Source organism: Streptomyces sp. NPDC014907, assembly GCF_055562975.1.
The window spans coordinates 323,538-338,099 of sequence record NZ_JBVHEG010000007.1; the positions used below are offsets into that span (position 1 = coordinate 323,538).

Sequence of the window (14,562 nt, forward strand, 5' to 3'; positions counted from 1 at the left end):
CACGGGTCCCGGCGGCCCTCCCGGTCCGGTCTCCCGGTCCGGTCTCCCGGCCCGGGAGGGCGTCAGAGCATCAGCAGGAGCCGCGTGTTCGGTACGAGCTTCCGGTTCACGCTGGTGCTCTGCACGAAGATCGTGAAGTCGTCGTTGTGGTCCGGCTTGACGCGCACCTCCACGTCCGGCAGGCCGAGCAGCGCACGGGCCTCGGGCCCCGTGTACACCCGGTCCGTCTTCTTCTCCAGCACCGCGATCCGCTTCCGCGCCTGCACCTTCTCCGTCTTGCTCAGCTGGTAGAACGCGCAGCCGGTGCGGTAGGTGTGCCCGGACTCCACGACCCGGTCCCGGATCGCCACGTCGTGGGCCACCGGTATCAGCTCGTACGCCGACGGCTCCGCCGGCGTGAGACCGGCCGCCTCGACGGTGTCCTTGTTGACCGCCTCCGCGCCCGTGGAGAACACCGCCCGCGAACCCCGGATGCCCTTGGTGCGGCCCACCATGAACTTCTCGGTGGCCTCCTGGATGACCTGTCCGGCCTCCTCGAGGCCTCGCGTGCTCGTGGCGTCCCAGATGGCGATGTTCTCCTTCGGGAAACCGCACCGCATGGCCTCGCGCCTGCCCATCTGGTCCGGCACGAGAACCGCCAGCGTCCAGTTGTCCTGCTGCGTCCGGATCATTTCGGCCACGGCCTCCACCAGTTCGCCCGGCTTCCTGGAAGGGGCGTCCGGGGAACGGTGGCTCGCGTTCTCCTGTCCGTCGGTCAGCACGAACGTCAGGAAGCTGTGGTCGCCGTACAGTTGCGCCGTCTGCGCCAGCTCGCGCTGCGACTTCAGCGCGGCCGCCAGCAGGGCCGTCATCCCGCCGACCCGGTACAGCTGCTTCAGCGAGGGCATCCGCAGCACGTCCTTGTCGTAGATGACGCACTCCACCTTGTCCGCGAAGACGTACACCGTGACACGGGTCTCCTGGTCCAGCTCCCTCGACCGGCGGGCGAGGTACGCGATCTGCTGGTCCGCGACCTCGACGACCTTGCGGCTCAGGTGCGACATGGACGAACTGGCGTCCAGGACAAGGGCGACGTGGTTGATGTAGTTCTGGTTTCCGGACATGACGGCTTCCCCCTCTTTCTTTCCGACTCGGTGCTTCCAGCCTTCCACCCACCACTGACAATCGGTCCCGGAACGGACCGGAGGGGCCCCGTCGCGACGGGGCCCCTCCGGTCCGCGGGTCTCACGGGGCGACGGGGGCGCCGTCCCGGTCCGGAGCCGGTTCCCGTTCCTGTTCCCCCTCCGGTCCCTCCTCGCCGAGCTGCTCGCGCAGGTAGTTCCAGACCACCGCGATCAGCGCGGCCACCGGGACGGCGAGGAGGCTGCCCACGATGCCCGCGAGGCTGCCGCCGAGCGTCACGGCCAGCAGGACGACCGCGGCGTGCAGGCCCAGTCCGCGGCTCTGGATCATCGGCTGGAAGACGTTGCCCTCCAGCTGCTGCACCACCACGATGATCGCCAGGACGATCAGGGCGTCGGTGGGACCGTTCGACACCAGGGCGATGAGGACCGCGACCAGACCGGCGAAGAGCGCGCCGACGATCGGCACGAACGCGGAGACGAACGTCAGCACCGCCAGGGGCAGTACCAGCGGAACGCCCAGGACCCACAGGCCGATGCCGATGAAGACGGCGTCGAGGAGGCCGACGAACGCCTGCGAGCGGACGAAGGCGCCCAGGGTGTCCCAGCCGCGGGCCGCGACGACCGCGGCGTCCGAGGCGAACCGGCCCGGGAGCTGGCGGGTGAGCCAGGGCAGGAAGCGGGGGCCGTCCTTGAGGAAGAAGAACATCAGGAACAACGACAGGAAGGCGGTCACCACACCGTTGAACACGGACCCCACACCGGTCGCCACGGCGGTGAACATGCTGCCCATGCTGTCCTGGACCCGGGCGACCGCCGTGTCGAGCGCGTCGCTGATCTGGTCGTCGCCGATGTTGAGCGGTGGCCCGGCGGCCCACTCGCGCAACCGGTCGACACCGGCGACCACCCCGTCGGCCAGCTCGCCGGACTGGGAGGTGACCGGCACCGCGATCAGCGCGACGATTCCGACGACGACGAGCAGGAACACGACCGTGACGGTGGCCGCGGCGAGGGCGGGGGGCCAGTGGTGCCGGCGCAGGAACCGGGTCGGCGGCCAGGTCAGGGTCGTGAGGAACAGGGCCACGACGAGTGGCCACACCACCGGCCACATGAACCCCAGGAGCCACAGGGCGACGGCCGCCGCCGCCAGAACGAGCAGTGACTCGCCGGAGAAGCGGGCCGCCGTGCGCAACGCGGCACGGGATTTGGCGGAACTCAGCATCGCAGACATGACGACCACTGTATTGACCGCCGTTTCGCCTCCCCGAAGCCGCCGAAGCCGCCGAGGCCCCGACGCCGACGCCGACGCCGACGCCGACGCCCCCCGCCCCGTCCCCGGCACCTGTACCTGCACTCCGTCCCCGACACCGGGGTGAACCGAGGCCCGGGGAACCGTGGTTGCCGGACTGGAGTAAGATCCCCGGCAAGGCGGGGTCGTAGCACAGAGGTAATGCGCCGCGATGACATCTCGGAGGACGCCGGTTCGAATCCGGCCGCCCCGCCCCTCACAGCCGCTCGTGCGACGGCCCCGCCGTCCGGGCCCCCGCCGGTGTGACGTCCCGCCGGCCCCGGCCACCACGCTCCTGAGCGTCAACGGCGGCCCGAACGGGGCCGCTTCGCCCCCTTCCCCCTCCGGCCGCCCCTTTCGGTGGAACACCGCCGGACCGGTGGGCGCGCGTCCTCCTTCTCCACCGCGAGGGCCAAGTAAGTCGTCGCTGAGCGAGGCGAGTGGGAGCCCGAGTGGTGGCCCCCGGCCGCCCGGAGGTCCCCCCAGCCGTCCCCGAAGCGTCGCGAAGCTGTCCGGAACAGTTTCCCGTCCGGCTTCGGTGCAGAAAATCTGTTGTGGCGAAGGTAGACATTGGCGGGTGGTGGGGTTAGTGTTTTGTTCGTAGCCAAGGAAGTCCGAAGGGCGCGGCAGGGACGTGTTGCCGCGCGAGCAGGTTCAGCAAGTCCAGCGGGTGCGGAACGGTGGCGGGGCGGTGGAGCCGGAAGTGGTGGGTTCCTCCGTCGGCCGCCGGGCCGGGCGGTCCCAGGGGCCGCGCAGCGGTATCCGTAGGTGAAGGTCAGGAAAGAAGAGCAGGGTAAGGAGCGGACGCCATCAGGATCGCCCGGGCGGGAACGCCCGGGTACCGCAGACCCCGGATGGGAGGGTGGTCCCCGGTCACACAGCCGCGATCCCCGCTTTCCGGCCCCGGTGGGCTCAGGGGAGTGGAAGAAGAAGGCCGGTGCGGTTCGGCCGGCAGATGATGGTGAAGGCTCGGGGCCCGGGCGCCGGTGACGGCGTCCGGGCCCCTCGACGCGCCCCCGACCCCCACCCCGGCGGACGCGTACCCCGGTGGACGCGCACCGGACCCGGGCGGACGCACACCGGACGCCGAGGCGACCGAATCCCGGCGCACGGACCGCGACGACCCGCACGGAGCACCGGCGTCGAGGCCGGGACGGAGGCGGAGGCGACTACCGGTACCGCGCGCGCCGCATGTCCACCCGAGTGCCCCGGAACGGCGTGCCCTCTCCCCGGAGCAGTTCCCCCGCCCTCCCGCCGTGGCAGGTCGCGGGAGTGCCGTCGGCGTGAACGACCCGCCACCACGGCACACCGTCGTCGAGCAGCGCCATCGCCCGTCCGGCCTGCCGGGGACCGATGCCCGCTCGTTCGCCGACGTCGCCGTACGACATCACGGTCCCCGGCGGGATTCCGGCGACCACGGCCCGCACGTCCTCGACGAAACCCATGTCAGGAGCGGGGCGGATACGTCAGGTGTCCTTCATGGACACGGGCGTTCTCGTTCAGGACCGCCACCCGCGTCGTGGTGTCCGACATGATGTCGACCACCTCCACACCCGCGACGATCAGGGCGTCGGTGATCAGGCGGCGGTGGCAGCGCCACGGCACGGCCTCGCTGCACATGATCGCCGGCCGTTCGCTCCCGGCCAGCCGGACCAGCTCTCCCAGCCCCTCCGCGAACGCGTCGGTGGCCATGTAGTCGGCGTAGTCGCGGAACGCCTTCACCCTCCACGCCCCGTTCGGGCTCGCCACTCCCTTGGGGGTGTGCCGCCGGCCGCCCAGTTCCCCGATCCTGCGGTACCCGATGTCCGGGGGCAGCGCTTCGACGATCGCCTCCTGGTTCCACTGCGGAAACTTCCGCGACGACGGAAACGCGCGGACATCCACCAGAAGGGTGACCTCGTTCTTCCGCAGCATCGACAACACCTCGTCGAAGCCGCGCGTCGAATGTCCCACCGTGCAGACGCGGTTCGTCATCCCGTCCTCCCGCCCCGGAACGGTCGTATCGGTCCTTGTCGTGACGATAGGACGCCAACGGTACGGAAGGCCACTCGCCGAGGTCGGGCAGCCCGCCGTACGGGGACGCCGTGCCCGCACGGTTCCCCGTTTCCCGTTTCTCCCGCGCCCCCCGGTCCCGGTCCCGGAGACGGCTCCCGGGGCGTCAGGCGGTGAGACCGGTGACGTCCGCCGGTTCGGTGACGGGCTGCCGCACCGCCCTGGGAACGCCCAGCCGGGAACGGGCCCGGTGGACGGCGGCGAGCTGGCCGGCGTCCCCCGGTCCCCGGCCGAGGAGCTCCAGAGCCTGCTCGGGCGTGGCCAGAACCCGGACGGGAGCACGGCCGGTGAACGGACCGGCCGGCGGAGGACCGAGGCGGGTCAGGGCGGCGGCGTGGAGGAGACGGACAGACGGTTCGCCGGGCTCGGGGAGGTGCCCGAGGAGCGACGGCTCGCCGAACTCGGCCGCGGCCTCCTCACGGGCCCCTCGGCGCAGCGCGAGCAGGGGGTCGTCGTGGTCCCGGGGGCCGGGAGCGCCGCCGGGCAGGCGCGCCGCACCCGTGTCCGGCTCCAGCAGCACCAGCACGCGGCCGTCCGGCGCGAACAGCCACGCCCGGGTCTGGCGTACGGGAAGGCGCTCCGGGGCCGGGCCGGTGCGGAAGGGGAGGGGGTGCCGGGGCCGGGCGGCGCGCAGGACGCCGGCCCGGTCCAGGACGGTGGGGGCGATCGGGAGGCCGTTCTCCAGGAGGACGGGGCCGGCACCGTTGATCCGGGCGCGCAGCGCGGACAGGGCGCGGCGGGCGTCGTGGGGGGACATCAGGCCGGGCAGACGGGCGGGTTCGGCGAACTCGACGCTCTCCACCTCACCCTCGGGGAGCCGGACGGCGGCGATCCGCTCCTCGTCCCACACGCCGCCGTCGTAGACGTGCAGGATCTCGCCGGGAAACCGGACGGCGGGGCGGGTGCGGGCGCTGTCGGGGGAGATCCAGTCGACGGCGAGTCCGCGGTCGACCTCCATGGCGATGCCCAGTTCCTCCTCCACCTCGCGGGCGGCGGCGTGGGAGGGGGACTCGCCGCTGTCGACGGCGCCGCCGGGCAGGAGGCAGGTGTCGCGGTAGTCGACGTGCTGGACCAGGACCCGCCCGTACCGATCGGTGATCAGTACGGAGGCCCCCGCCCACAGGGCGGCCGAGGCGCGCAGGTCCCCGTACTCCTCGTCGGTCAGCGACGGGTTCGGTGACTCGTCGGGCGCGGAGGGGGTGGTCATCTCTGTCTCCGATCGTGCGGTGGTACCGGGGCGGGGCGGCGAGCCGTCCCGCCGGCCGGTGGTCCGGCGCCGGTCGCCCGGCGAGGGACCGGGCGAGCCGCGCGAAGGACCCGGCACGGACGATCTTGCCTCGCTCGCTCCCGGGCGGGCGAGGAGACGGGGCGGGAGCGACGGACCGCTCCCGCCGGCTCCGGGACGTCCGGCCGTCGCGAGGGGCCACCCGTGAGCGTCGCACCTGACCGGGAGGGCTCCCGGCCGCCCCGCCGTACCCTGCGGCTCACGGGACGGCCGGCAGACCGGAGGCGGAGACGGAAACCCGGGCGGGGCCGGCGCAGAGGACCGTGGTAGACCTCGTGGTCGAACCGGCCCCGGCGAACACCCCTTCTCCTTCGCGTCCCTCCCCGCCCCGACCACCACCGCCCCGACGCCACCGCCCGGTCATGACCCGTCCGCCCCCGTTCAGGAGCCTCCCCGTGCCGCCCCTCGCCCCCGAAGACATCAAGAACGCCGCCGCCCGCATCGCCGGAGGGGTGCGCCGGGTCACCGTCGCCCCCCTGGACGCGGACGCGCTCCGCACCGCGCACCGCGGCCCCCTCGACGACCGGCCCGGCGGGCCGTGCGAGGTCTGGGCGGCCATGGAGTTCATGCAGCACACCGGCTCCTTCAAGGCCCGCGGCGCGTACAACTTCCTCCGGGCCCACCAGGAGGCCGGCACCCTGCCCGGGGCGGGGGTCACGATCGCCTCCGGCGGCAACGCCGGACTCGCGTGCGCCTGGGCCGCCCGGCGGCAGGGCGTACGGGCCACCGTCTTCCTGCCCCGCACCGCGCCCCGGGTGAAGGTGGACCGGCTGCGCGGCTACGGTGCCGACGTCCGCCTGGCGGGCGAGGAGTACGCCGAGGCCCTGGCCGCCTGCGAGGAGTTCGCCGCCACCACCGGCGCGCTCGCCTCCCACGCCTACGACAACCCCCTCGTCGCGGCCGGAGCGGGCACCCTCATGGAAGAGATCCACGAGCAGATCCCGGGCCTGGACACCGTCGTGGTCGCCGTCGGCGGAGGAGGCCTGTTCGCCGGTGTCGCCACGGCCGCCCGGCACCTGGGCGTCCGTACCGTGGCGGTCGAGCCGGAGAACTGCCGTGCGCTGAACGCCGCGATCCGGGCCGGTGAGGTCGTCGACGTCCCGGTGGATTCGGTGGCCGCCGACTCCCTCGGCGCCCGCCGCGCCTCGGCCATGGCCCTGGACACCGCCCGCCGGGGCGGCGTCACTTCCGTCCTGGTGACGGACGAGGAGATCGTCCGGGCCCGCCAGGAGCTCTGGGACCACCACCGGGTGGCGGTCGAGCACGCCGCCGCCACCGCGCTGGCGGCCCTGACCTTCCCCCGCCGGGACCTGCCCGCCCGGTCCGCGACCGCGTCCGCCGGCTACCGCCCGGCGCCCGGGGAACGGGTCTGCGTCGTCCTGTGCGGCGCCAACACCGACCCCTCCACGCTCGTCCGGACCCAGGACTGACCCCGCCCGCGAAGTCCCCGGCCGGCCGCTGTGGCGCGTGCCCGGACCGGCCGGGTACTTCGGAGCCCCCCCCGAAACCGCGCGGGCGGTCCCGGGCAGGACGGGCACGGGCCCTACGGGCCGGGCGGCTCCCGGGCCCGACCGGCCCGACCGGCCCGACCGGCCCGTCAAGCCTCCGCACATCGAGCCCGACTCGCTCCCGCCCTTCCCCCGGGGTCGTTAGGGTCGGGCCCATGACTTCCCCAGACGTCTCCCTGCGCCCCGTGCACCCCAGTGATCTGCCCGTGTTCTTCCGGCTCACGAACGACCCCGAATCGAACCGGATGGCCGCCTTCACCGCCGAGGACCCGACGGACCGGGCCCGCTTCGACGCGCACTGGAAGCGCATCCTCGCCTCGCCCGACATCGTCGCCCGCACCGTACTCGCGGACGGGGACGTGGTCGGTCACGTGGCCGTGTACGGCGAGCCGGACGAGCGGGAGGTCACGTACTTCATCGATCGCTCCTTCTGGGGGCGGGGCATCGCGACCGCGGCGTTGCGGGAGCTGCTCGCCGTGGTCCCCGAACGCCCGCTGCTCGCCCGGACGGCGGCGGACAACGCCGGATCGGCGCGGGTCCTGGAGAAGTGCGGCTTCAAGGTCGTCGGCGAGGAGCGCAGCTTCGCGAACGCGCGGGGAGCGGAGATCGACGAGCTGGTGCTGCGGTGGGACGGATGACTTTCCCCGCCCCGTAAGGTGGCGTCCTACGTCGCGAACCCGTACCGGACGCAAGGAGACGGAATGCTCGCCCACTCGTCGGTGCTGGCGGCCGGAAGACGTCATTCGGTCGGACGGCGCTGGGACGGGACCGTCCTCGCCGTGGGTAATACCGCGGCCGCCGAATGCCGTGTCGAGCGGTGGGAGGACGTCGTCGCGGTGGCGGCCGGCAACGTGCACACCGCGAGGAACACGGGCAAGTCCCATACGGTGGGGCTCCGGTCGGACGGCACGGTGCTGGCGACGGGGTGGAACGGCCACGGGCAGTGCGATGTCGCCGGATGGCGAGGCGTCACGGCCGTGGCCGCGGGCTGGCGCCGCACGCTCGGGCTGCTCGCGGACGGCCGCGTGCTGGCGGCCGGCCGGGGTGCGGAAGGACAGTGCGACGTGGAGTCCTGGCGCGAGGTGGTCGCCCTCTCGTGCGGTGACTGGCACTCGGTCGGCGTCCGGTCGGACGGTTCCGCCCTGGCCGTGGGGAACAACCAACGAGGGCAGTGTGCCGTTGGAGGGTGGCGTGACCTGGCCGCCATTTCCGCCGGATGTCTCCACACCGTCGGCCTCAGGGCTGACGGGCGGGCGGTGGCGACCGGAGACCGGTCGACCGGGGTGTGCGAGGTCGACGAGTGGGAAGAGGTGGTGGCGCTCGACGCGGGCAGCTACCACACCGTCGGGGTCACCGCGTCCGGGCGCGTCCTCGCGGCGGGAGACAACAGCTACGGGCAGTGCGAGGTCGGCGACTGGCGCGACATCGTCGCCGTGGCGGCCGGTTCGACGCACACCGTCGGTCTGCGTGCCGACGGCACGGTCCTGGCAGCGGGGAACGACGCCGACGGGCAGTGCGCGGTGGACACCTGGTCCGGGGTCCACCTCCCCTAGGCTCCCGGGCCCGCACCGGGCCGCCCGCACCGGGGCGCCCGCACCGGGGCGATCCCGTCCGCCCGTTCGCGCTCCTCGCCGTCCCCCTCCTGGCACCGGACCTCCGTACGGGCCGTCAGGAGTCCCGTACCGAACGCCGGCACCTACCAGAAGGCGGCGGAGCTGGAACCGGACGCGGCGCACCCGTACCGGGACGTCCAGCTGTGGGTGGTCACGACGAACCGGCTCGACGGGGCATCGGGCGGACTGCACTCCACGTACGTGCTCCTGTCCTGGGACGACGCCGACGGCGCGCACCGTGTGGTGCACACCGGCTCCGACGACTTCAACGCCGCCGCCGTCGGGGTCGCCGACGAGACGTCCCTGCGCATCACCGACCCCGGTCGCGAGCACGGACACGGCACTCGGCCGCAAGACGGTCAAGGGCGACTTCGACGGCGACGGGGTGCTCGACATCGTCACCCTGAACGACGAGGGCGCCGACGCCCAGAACAGGATGGCGTTCTCCCTCGAGACGTTCCGCGGCAAGCCCGACGGCCGCTACTTCACCGGCGTCAAGTCCTGGAGCGCGAACTCCGACTGGGGCTGGTACAGCAGCATGCGCCTCACCAGCGGCGACTACAACGGCAACGGCCGCGACGACATCGCCTCCCTCTACACGTACGCCGCCACCGCACCGAACCCGGTCCCGATGGCCGTGCACGTCTTCGGCGCACAGGCGAACGGCACGTTCGCCCGGCCGTTCCGCTGCCGACGGGCATGATGCCGCCCCCTCGAAGGCGGCCCGGCCCCATTCCTGTTCGGGGTCGCCCCGGGGCAAGGCGCGGGTGACGGCTTCGGCGGGGGAGGAGGGACGCCGGCCCCGGCCACGGAGCCGGCGACCATCGCGGTGAGCGTCAGCAGGATGAGCCCGGCGGCGGGCGGGTTCTTTCCGACGGGAGCTCCGGTGCCGGTGTCCGCACGGCCCATGAGGCACCCCGCCGGCGCCGGGGTCGGGGTGACGGGGGAGTGCGGTGCGGGCACCCGCCCGGTACGACGGCTCGCACACCGCCCGGGCCCGTCGGCCCGCCCGCCGTTCTCCACGGTGGTCCCGCGCTTTCCACGGTGGTCCCGCGCCCGAAGACCCGGCACGTCCCCGCACCCGGCCCCACCGGCAGGCACCGGTCCGACCGGCGCCCGCCGAGCGAAGATACTTCGTGGTCCGATATATGCTCGGGGCATGAAACGACAGAGCCCGTCCCTGACGGAACCGCAATACTTCATCCTCGCCGCGCTCCTGGACGGGCCGCTGCACGGCTACGGCATCATCAAGGCCGCCGAGCGGGCCACCGACGGCCGGCTCCGGATCGCCGTCGGCACCCTCTACGGCGCGCTGGAGCGACTGGAACGGGCCGGCCTCGTGGCCGCCGGCGCGGAAGAGATCGTGGACGGGCGGGCACGGCGCTACTACCGGATCACGGACGACGGCACCGGGGCGCTCGACCGGGAGGCGCTGCGGATGCGGCAGGCGGCGGCCGTCGTCCTCGGCCGTACGCGGGACGCCGGGGTGGCCCCGGCATGAACCGCCTGCTGCTCGCCGCCTACCCCCGGTCCTACCGCTCCCGGCAGGGAGAGGAACTGCTGGCCTGCCTGTCCGAGGCGTACCCCGGCCGCTCCTGGCCCCCGCCGCGCGAAGCCGTCGCCCTCGCGCGCGCCGGGGTCCGGGCCCGTGCCCGCGCCGTCGTCGACGACACGGCCCGGCCGTGGTGGCTGGACGGCATCCACATGGCCGCCCTCGTCCTCGCCGCCCTGGCCCTGGTCCCGTACCTCCAGGACGTGTGGCACTGGGCGCTGCGTGTCGACCCCGGTCCGCACGCCATCGCCTTCGACTTCGCCGGCTGGTACCCGTGGGCGGAGGGCGACGGCACCCGGACCCGGCTCCTGCCCTACGGACTGCTCCCGCTGGTCTGCCTGATCGCCCTGCTGCGCGGCAGGGCGTGGATCGCCCTGCCGGCCGCCGCCACGATGATCTGCGCCGGCGCCACGTTCCCCGACGGCACGCTCTTCGGCACCGAGGGCAAGGCGGGGCTGGGCTACTACGGGCTCGGCGCGCCGATCACCGCCCACGACCCGGTCCTCTCCGCGACGCTGTGCGCCGCCTGTGCCGTACTGGCCGTCCGCCGCACCGGCCGGCCGCGCCGCCACTCGTACCGCCGGCTCGTCCCCGTCGTCCTCGCCCTCTTCGTGGCGGGCGGCCTGCACGTCATCGCCGTCAGCCCGCTCTTCCAGCGCGGCATGTTCGCCCTCGAAGCCACCGGGCTGCTCGCCGCGTGGGCGGCGACGGCCGCCACCGGCGACCTCCGGTGGCTGATCCCCGTCGCGGCCTTCGCGTTCGTTCGCGTCCAGGCGATCGTCCTCCAGCCGGACGGACTCATGCGGTCCCTGCCGGACCTGATCGTCCTCCTGCTCCTCATCGCCCCCCTCCCGGCCCTGGCCATCGCCGCACAGCGCCGGCGGGACCGGGCACTCCTCGGCTGAGAACGGCCGCCCCGACCCGTCTCGCGCCCGGGACGGAACCGCACCACCGCACCACTCCCTCCCGCAGACGGAGAAAACGATGCCCCAGCACGACCCCCCGACCCCGACCGCGCCCCCCGCCCCCACCGCCCGCACGGCACGGACCGAACGGACCGAACGAGCCCGGCAGACCGCACGAACCGGCCGGACGATCCGGTCGTGGCTCCCGGTCCCGCTGTACCTCCTGGCGTTCCTGGCCGTCTACCTGCTCGCGGTCCGCACCCCGTTCGGGCAACGGACGGAGAACGCCCTGCTCGACGGCGACGACGGCGCCACCCCGGCCTGGATCTACGACTGGTCGGGATCGGCCTACGGCTCGTGGGCCCTGCCGCCCCTCGAACACACCGCCATGCCCACCCTGCTCGTGGGCCTCGTGGCCCTCGCGGCCGTCACCCTGATACGAAGGCGCTGGTGGGAGGGGTGCGCGGCGATCGGGGTCGTCGTGGCCACGGTCGGCGGCAAGGAACTCGCCCGGACGGTCCTGCCCCGCCCCGACCTGGTCGACGCGGGCATCGCCCTCGTCGACCCGAGCTTCCCCAGCGGACACGTCGCCGTCCCCGCGGGGCTGGTCCTCGGCGCGGTCCTCCTCGCCCCGCCCCGCGCCCGCCCCTGCGTCCTCACGGCCGGAGCCCTCTGGCTCGCCGTCACGGCCGCCGCCGTCCAGGCCACCTACCACCACCGGCCCAGCGACGTCCTGGGCTCCGTCCTCCTGGCCTGCGCCTGGTACACCCTCGCGACCCTCGTGCTGCCCCGGACCGGTGCGCCGGCCCCCGCACCGCGCCCCCGCGCACTGACGGCGATCGTCCTGGCCCCGGCGGCGAGCGGCGCGCTCCTGGCCGGAGCACGCGACGACTCCCTCGCGCAGTCGCTGTCCTTCGCCGCGGCGGCCTTCCTGTGCGCGCTCCTGTTCTGGTCCGCCACGACGCGCGGCCCCGCGCCCGCCACGGCCGGGCGAACGGCACGGCGCACCCCGCGGACCGCCCCGAAGCCCTGAGAAGCACCCCGCACGACCCGAACACCGGCCCGGAGGCCGCCTCGCCGCGCACCGCCGTACGCGCCGGAGGCGGCACTCCGCACGGGCGCCCCCACCGGAAAGCCGCTTCCCCGGCCCGTGACGGCCCGGGACCGGAGGGACGGCGCCCCGCCCGCCTCCGCGCGAAAATCGGGGCGAACGCGACGCAACCCCTTCGCTACGATGCCGACGGCCCGCGGAGACGGCCCCTCACCCCATGACGCCGTCGCGTCCCCCGGCCTCCCGACCCGTCGTGACGGCGCCACCGGCGCCGTCCGTAGAAATGGAGCATCCGAGGATGACCCGACACCTGGTGACCAGTGCGCTTCCCTACATCAACGGGATCAAGCACCTGGGCAACATGGCCGGGTCGATGCTTCCGGCGGACGTGTACTCCCGGTACCTCCGCCGGCGCGGGCACGACGTCCTCTACGTCTGCGCCACCGACGAGCACGGCACGCCGGCCGAGCTGGCCGCCAAGGAGGCCGGGCTGACGGTCGCCGAGTTCTGCGCGCGGGCACACGAGGCGCAGAAGGCCGTGTACGACGGGTTCGAGCTGGCCTTCGACCACTTCGGGCGCAGCTCCTCGCGGCAGAACGCCGAGATCACCCAGCACTTCGCGCGGAAGCTGAACGAAAACGGCTTCATCGAGGAGCGGGCGGTCCGCCAGGTGTACTCACCGGCCGACGGCCGCTTCCTGCCGGACCGGTACGTCGAGGGCACCTGCCCGCACTGCGGCTACGACAAGGCCCGCGGCGACCAGTGCGAGAACTGCACCCGCGTGCTCGACCCGACCGACCTGCTCGACCCGCGTTCGGCGATCAGCGGGTCCACGGACCTGGAGGTCCGCGAGAGCAGGCACCTCTTCCTGCTGCAGTCGAAGCTCCAGCACGAGGTCGAGGAGTGGATCGCCGCCGTCGGCGACCAGTGGCCGCACCTGTCCACGTCCATCGCCCGCAAGTGGCTGACCGAGGGCCTGAACGACCGCGCCATCACCCGCGACCTCGACTGGGGCGTCCCGGTGCCGGCCGACACCTGGCCGGAGCTCGCGGCCGAGGGCAAGGTCTTCTACGTCTGGTTCGACGCCCCGATCGAGTACATCGGCGCGACCAAGGAGTGGGCGGACGCCGCCCCCGACGGCGAGACCCGCGACTGGAAGTCGTGGTGGTACGAGGCCGACGACACCGTCCGGTACACGCAGTTCATGGCCAAGGACAACGTCCCCTTCCACACCGTGATGTTCCCGGCCACCGAATTCGGCGTGCGCGAGCCCTGGAAGAAGGTCGACGTCGTCAAGGGCTTCAACTGGCTGACGTTCTACGGCGGCAAGTTCTCCACCTCCCAGAAGCGCGGCGTCTTCACCGACGCGGCCCTGGAGATCCTGCCCGGCGACTACTGGCGCTACTTCCTGATCGCCAACGCCCCCGAGTCGGACGACTCCTCCTTCACGTGGGAGCACTTCACCGCCACGGTGAACAAGGACCTGGCGGACACCCTCGGCAACTTCGTCCACCGCGTGCTGTCGTTCTCGCACAAGAGGTTCGGCGACGAGGTCCCGGCCGGGCGCGCCGCCGGCGAGACGGAGACGAGGCTGGGCGAGGAGATCGCACGGCTGCTCGGCGAGTACGAGGAGCAGATGGAGGCCCTGCAGTTCCGCAAGGCCGCCGCCGCCCTGCGCGCCCTCTGGTCCGCCGGCAACTCCTACCTGGAGGAGAAGGCCCCCTGGCTGGAGATCAAGAGCGACCCCGAGGGCGCGGCGCTCACCCTGCGCACGGCGATGAACCTGATCCACCTGTACGCGGTCGTCTCCGAACCGCTCGTCCCGACCGCGGCCGCCGCCCTGCGCGGGGCCTTCGCCCTGGAGAACGACACCGCGACCTGGGTGACGGCGGAGCAGGCGAAGTCCCTGGACACCATCCCGGCCGGCGTCGCGTTCACGGTGCCGCCCGTGCTCTTCGCGAAGATCACGGAGGAGGACCTGGAGTCCTACCGCGAGCGCTTCGGCGGCGCCCCGGAGCCCCCGGGGTCCGAAGTTGACACGGCATGACGTCGTCCGTAATGTTCTGTGGGTTGTCGCGGAGCCGGAACGGTTCTGCGGCAGCCACTCCCGCCGCTGATGCGGCACCTCTACTCCAGCACGATCTCCCCTCGGGAAGAATTTCGGCATGCCGAAATTCATTTCGAAGG

The 14,562-nt window shown here is 73.3% G+C and carries 13 protein-coding genes and 1 tRNA gene; 9 read left to right on the forward strand and 5 right to left on the reverse strand.

Annotation, left to right across the window (positions count from 1 at the left end; all coding sequences use genetic code 11):
* Positions 1-62: 62 nt before the first annotated feature.
* Together ACZ3IL_RS20825 and ACZ3IL_RS20830 are read right to left on the reverse strand one after the other, a co-directional pair.
* On the reverse strand, positions 63-1,103 hold the full coding sequence (locus ACZ3IL_RS20825) for a vWA domain-containing protein (protein WP_467392006.1): 1,041 nt from the start codon (positions 1,101-1,103) through the stop codon (positions 63-65).
* A gap of 121 nt (positions 1,104-1,224) precedes the next feature.
* Positions 1,225-2,352 (reverse strand): AI-2E family transporter, encoded by a 1,128-nt coding sequence (locus tag ACZ3IL_RS20830; protein ID WP_467392008.1) that lies wholly within the window; start codon positions 2,350-2,352, stop codon positions 1,225-1,227.
* 197 nt (positions 2,353-2,549) lie between these two features.
* Between ACZ3IL_RS20830 and ACZ3IL_RS20835 the strand changes: the two genes are divergently transcribed.
* Positions 2,550-2,624, forward strand: a tRNA-Val gene (locus ACZ3IL_RS20835).
* A gap of 954 nt (positions 2,625-3,578) precedes the next feature.
* On the opposite strand, the gene ACZ3IL_RS20840 is transcribed toward ACZ3IL_RS20835, so the two are convergent.
* From ACZ3IL_RS20840 to ACZ3IL_RS20850, 3 genes are all read right to left on the reverse strand, one after another.
* The gene (locus ACZ3IL_RS20840) at positions 3,579-3,854 is read right to left on the reverse strand and encodes an MGMT family protein (RefSeq protein WP_467392010.1); all 276 of its coding nucleotides are present in this window, start codon (positions 3,852-3,854) and stop codon (positions 3,579-3,581) included.
* A gap of 1 nt (position 3,855) precedes the next feature.
* The gene (locus ACZ3IL_RS20845; RefSeq protein WP_467392012.1) at positions 3,856-4,383 is read right to left on the reverse strand and encodes a DUF488 domain-containing protein; all 528 of its coding nucleotides are present in this window, start codon (positions 4,381-4,383) and stop codon (positions 3,856-3,858) included.
* A gap of 184 nt (positions 4,384-4,567) precedes the next feature.
* Complete coding sequence (locus tag ACZ3IL_RS20850) at positions 4,568-5,668, reverse strand: NUDIX domain-containing protein (protein ID WP_467392014.1); 1,101 nt, start codon at positions 5,666-5,668, stop codon at positions 4,568-4,570.
* A 440-nt stretch (positions 5,669-6,108) separates the two neighbouring features.
* On the opposite strand from ACZ3IL_RS20850, the gene ACZ3IL_RS20855 reads away from it, so the two are divergent.
* The 8 genes from ACZ3IL_RS20855 to metG all read left to right on the forward strand — a co-directional run bounded on the left by ACZ3IL_RS20855 (position 6,109) and on the right by metG (position 14,422).
* Positions 6,109-7,176, forward strand: a complete 1,068-nt coding sequence (locus ACZ3IL_RS20855) for a threonine/serine dehydratase (RefSeq protein ID WP_467392016.1) — start codon at positions 6,109-6,111, stop codon at positions 7,174-7,176.
* Positions 7,177-7,409: 233 nt separating this feature from the next.
* Positions 7,410-7,892 (forward strand): GNAT family N-acetyltransferase, encoded by a 483-nt coding sequence (locus ACZ3IL_RS20860; protein WP_467392018.1) that lies wholly within the window; start codon positions 7,410-7,412, stop codon positions 7,890-7,892.
* A 63-nt stretch (positions 7,893-7,955) separates the two neighbouring features.
* Positions 7,956-8,807 carry an RCC1 domain-containing protein gene (locus ACZ3IL_RS20865; protein WP_467392020.1) on the forward strand — a complete coding sequence of 284 codons (852 nt, stop codon included), beginning with the start codon at positions 7,956-7,958 and terminating at the stop codon, positions 8,805-8,807.
* 298 nt (positions 8,808-9,105) lie between these two features.
* Positions 9,106-9,570 (forward strand): FG-GAP repeat domain-containing protein, encoded by a 465-nt coding sequence (locus tag ACZ3IL_RS20870; protein ID WP_467392022.1) that lies wholly within the window; start codon positions 9,106-9,108, stop codon positions 9,568-9,570.
* Between the two features lie 456 nt (positions 9,571-10,026).
* Positions 10,027-10,368 carry a PadR family transcriptional regulator gene (locus ACZ3IL_RS20875; protein WP_467392023.1) on the forward strand — a complete coding sequence of 114 codons (342 nt, stop codon included), beginning with the start codon at positions 10,027-10,029 and terminating at the stop codon, positions 10,366-10,368.
* Positions 10,365-11,324, forward strand: coding sequence for a hypothetical protein (locus ACZ3IL_RS20880; protein WP_467392025.1), 960 nt, complete (start codon positions 10,365-10,367; stop codon positions 11,322-11,324). Before ACZ3IL_RS20875 ends, ACZ3IL_RS20880 begins: the two co-directional genes overlap by 4 nt.
* A 79-nt stretch (positions 11,325-11,403) precedes the next feature.
* Complete coding sequence (locus tag ACZ3IL_RS20885) at positions 11,404-12,357, forward strand: phosphatase PAP2 family protein (RefSeq protein WP_467392027.1); 954 nt, start codon at positions 11,404-11,406, stop codon at positions 12,355-12,357.
* 316 nt (positions 12,358-12,673) lie between these two features.
* Positions 12,674-14,422 (forward strand): methionine--tRNA ligase, encoded by a 1,749-nt coding sequence (metG, locus tag ACZ3IL_RS20890; RefSeq protein ID WP_467392029.1) that lies wholly within the window; start codon positions 12,674-12,676, stop codon positions 14,420-14,422.
* Positions 14,423-14,562: the final 140 nt, after the last annotated feature.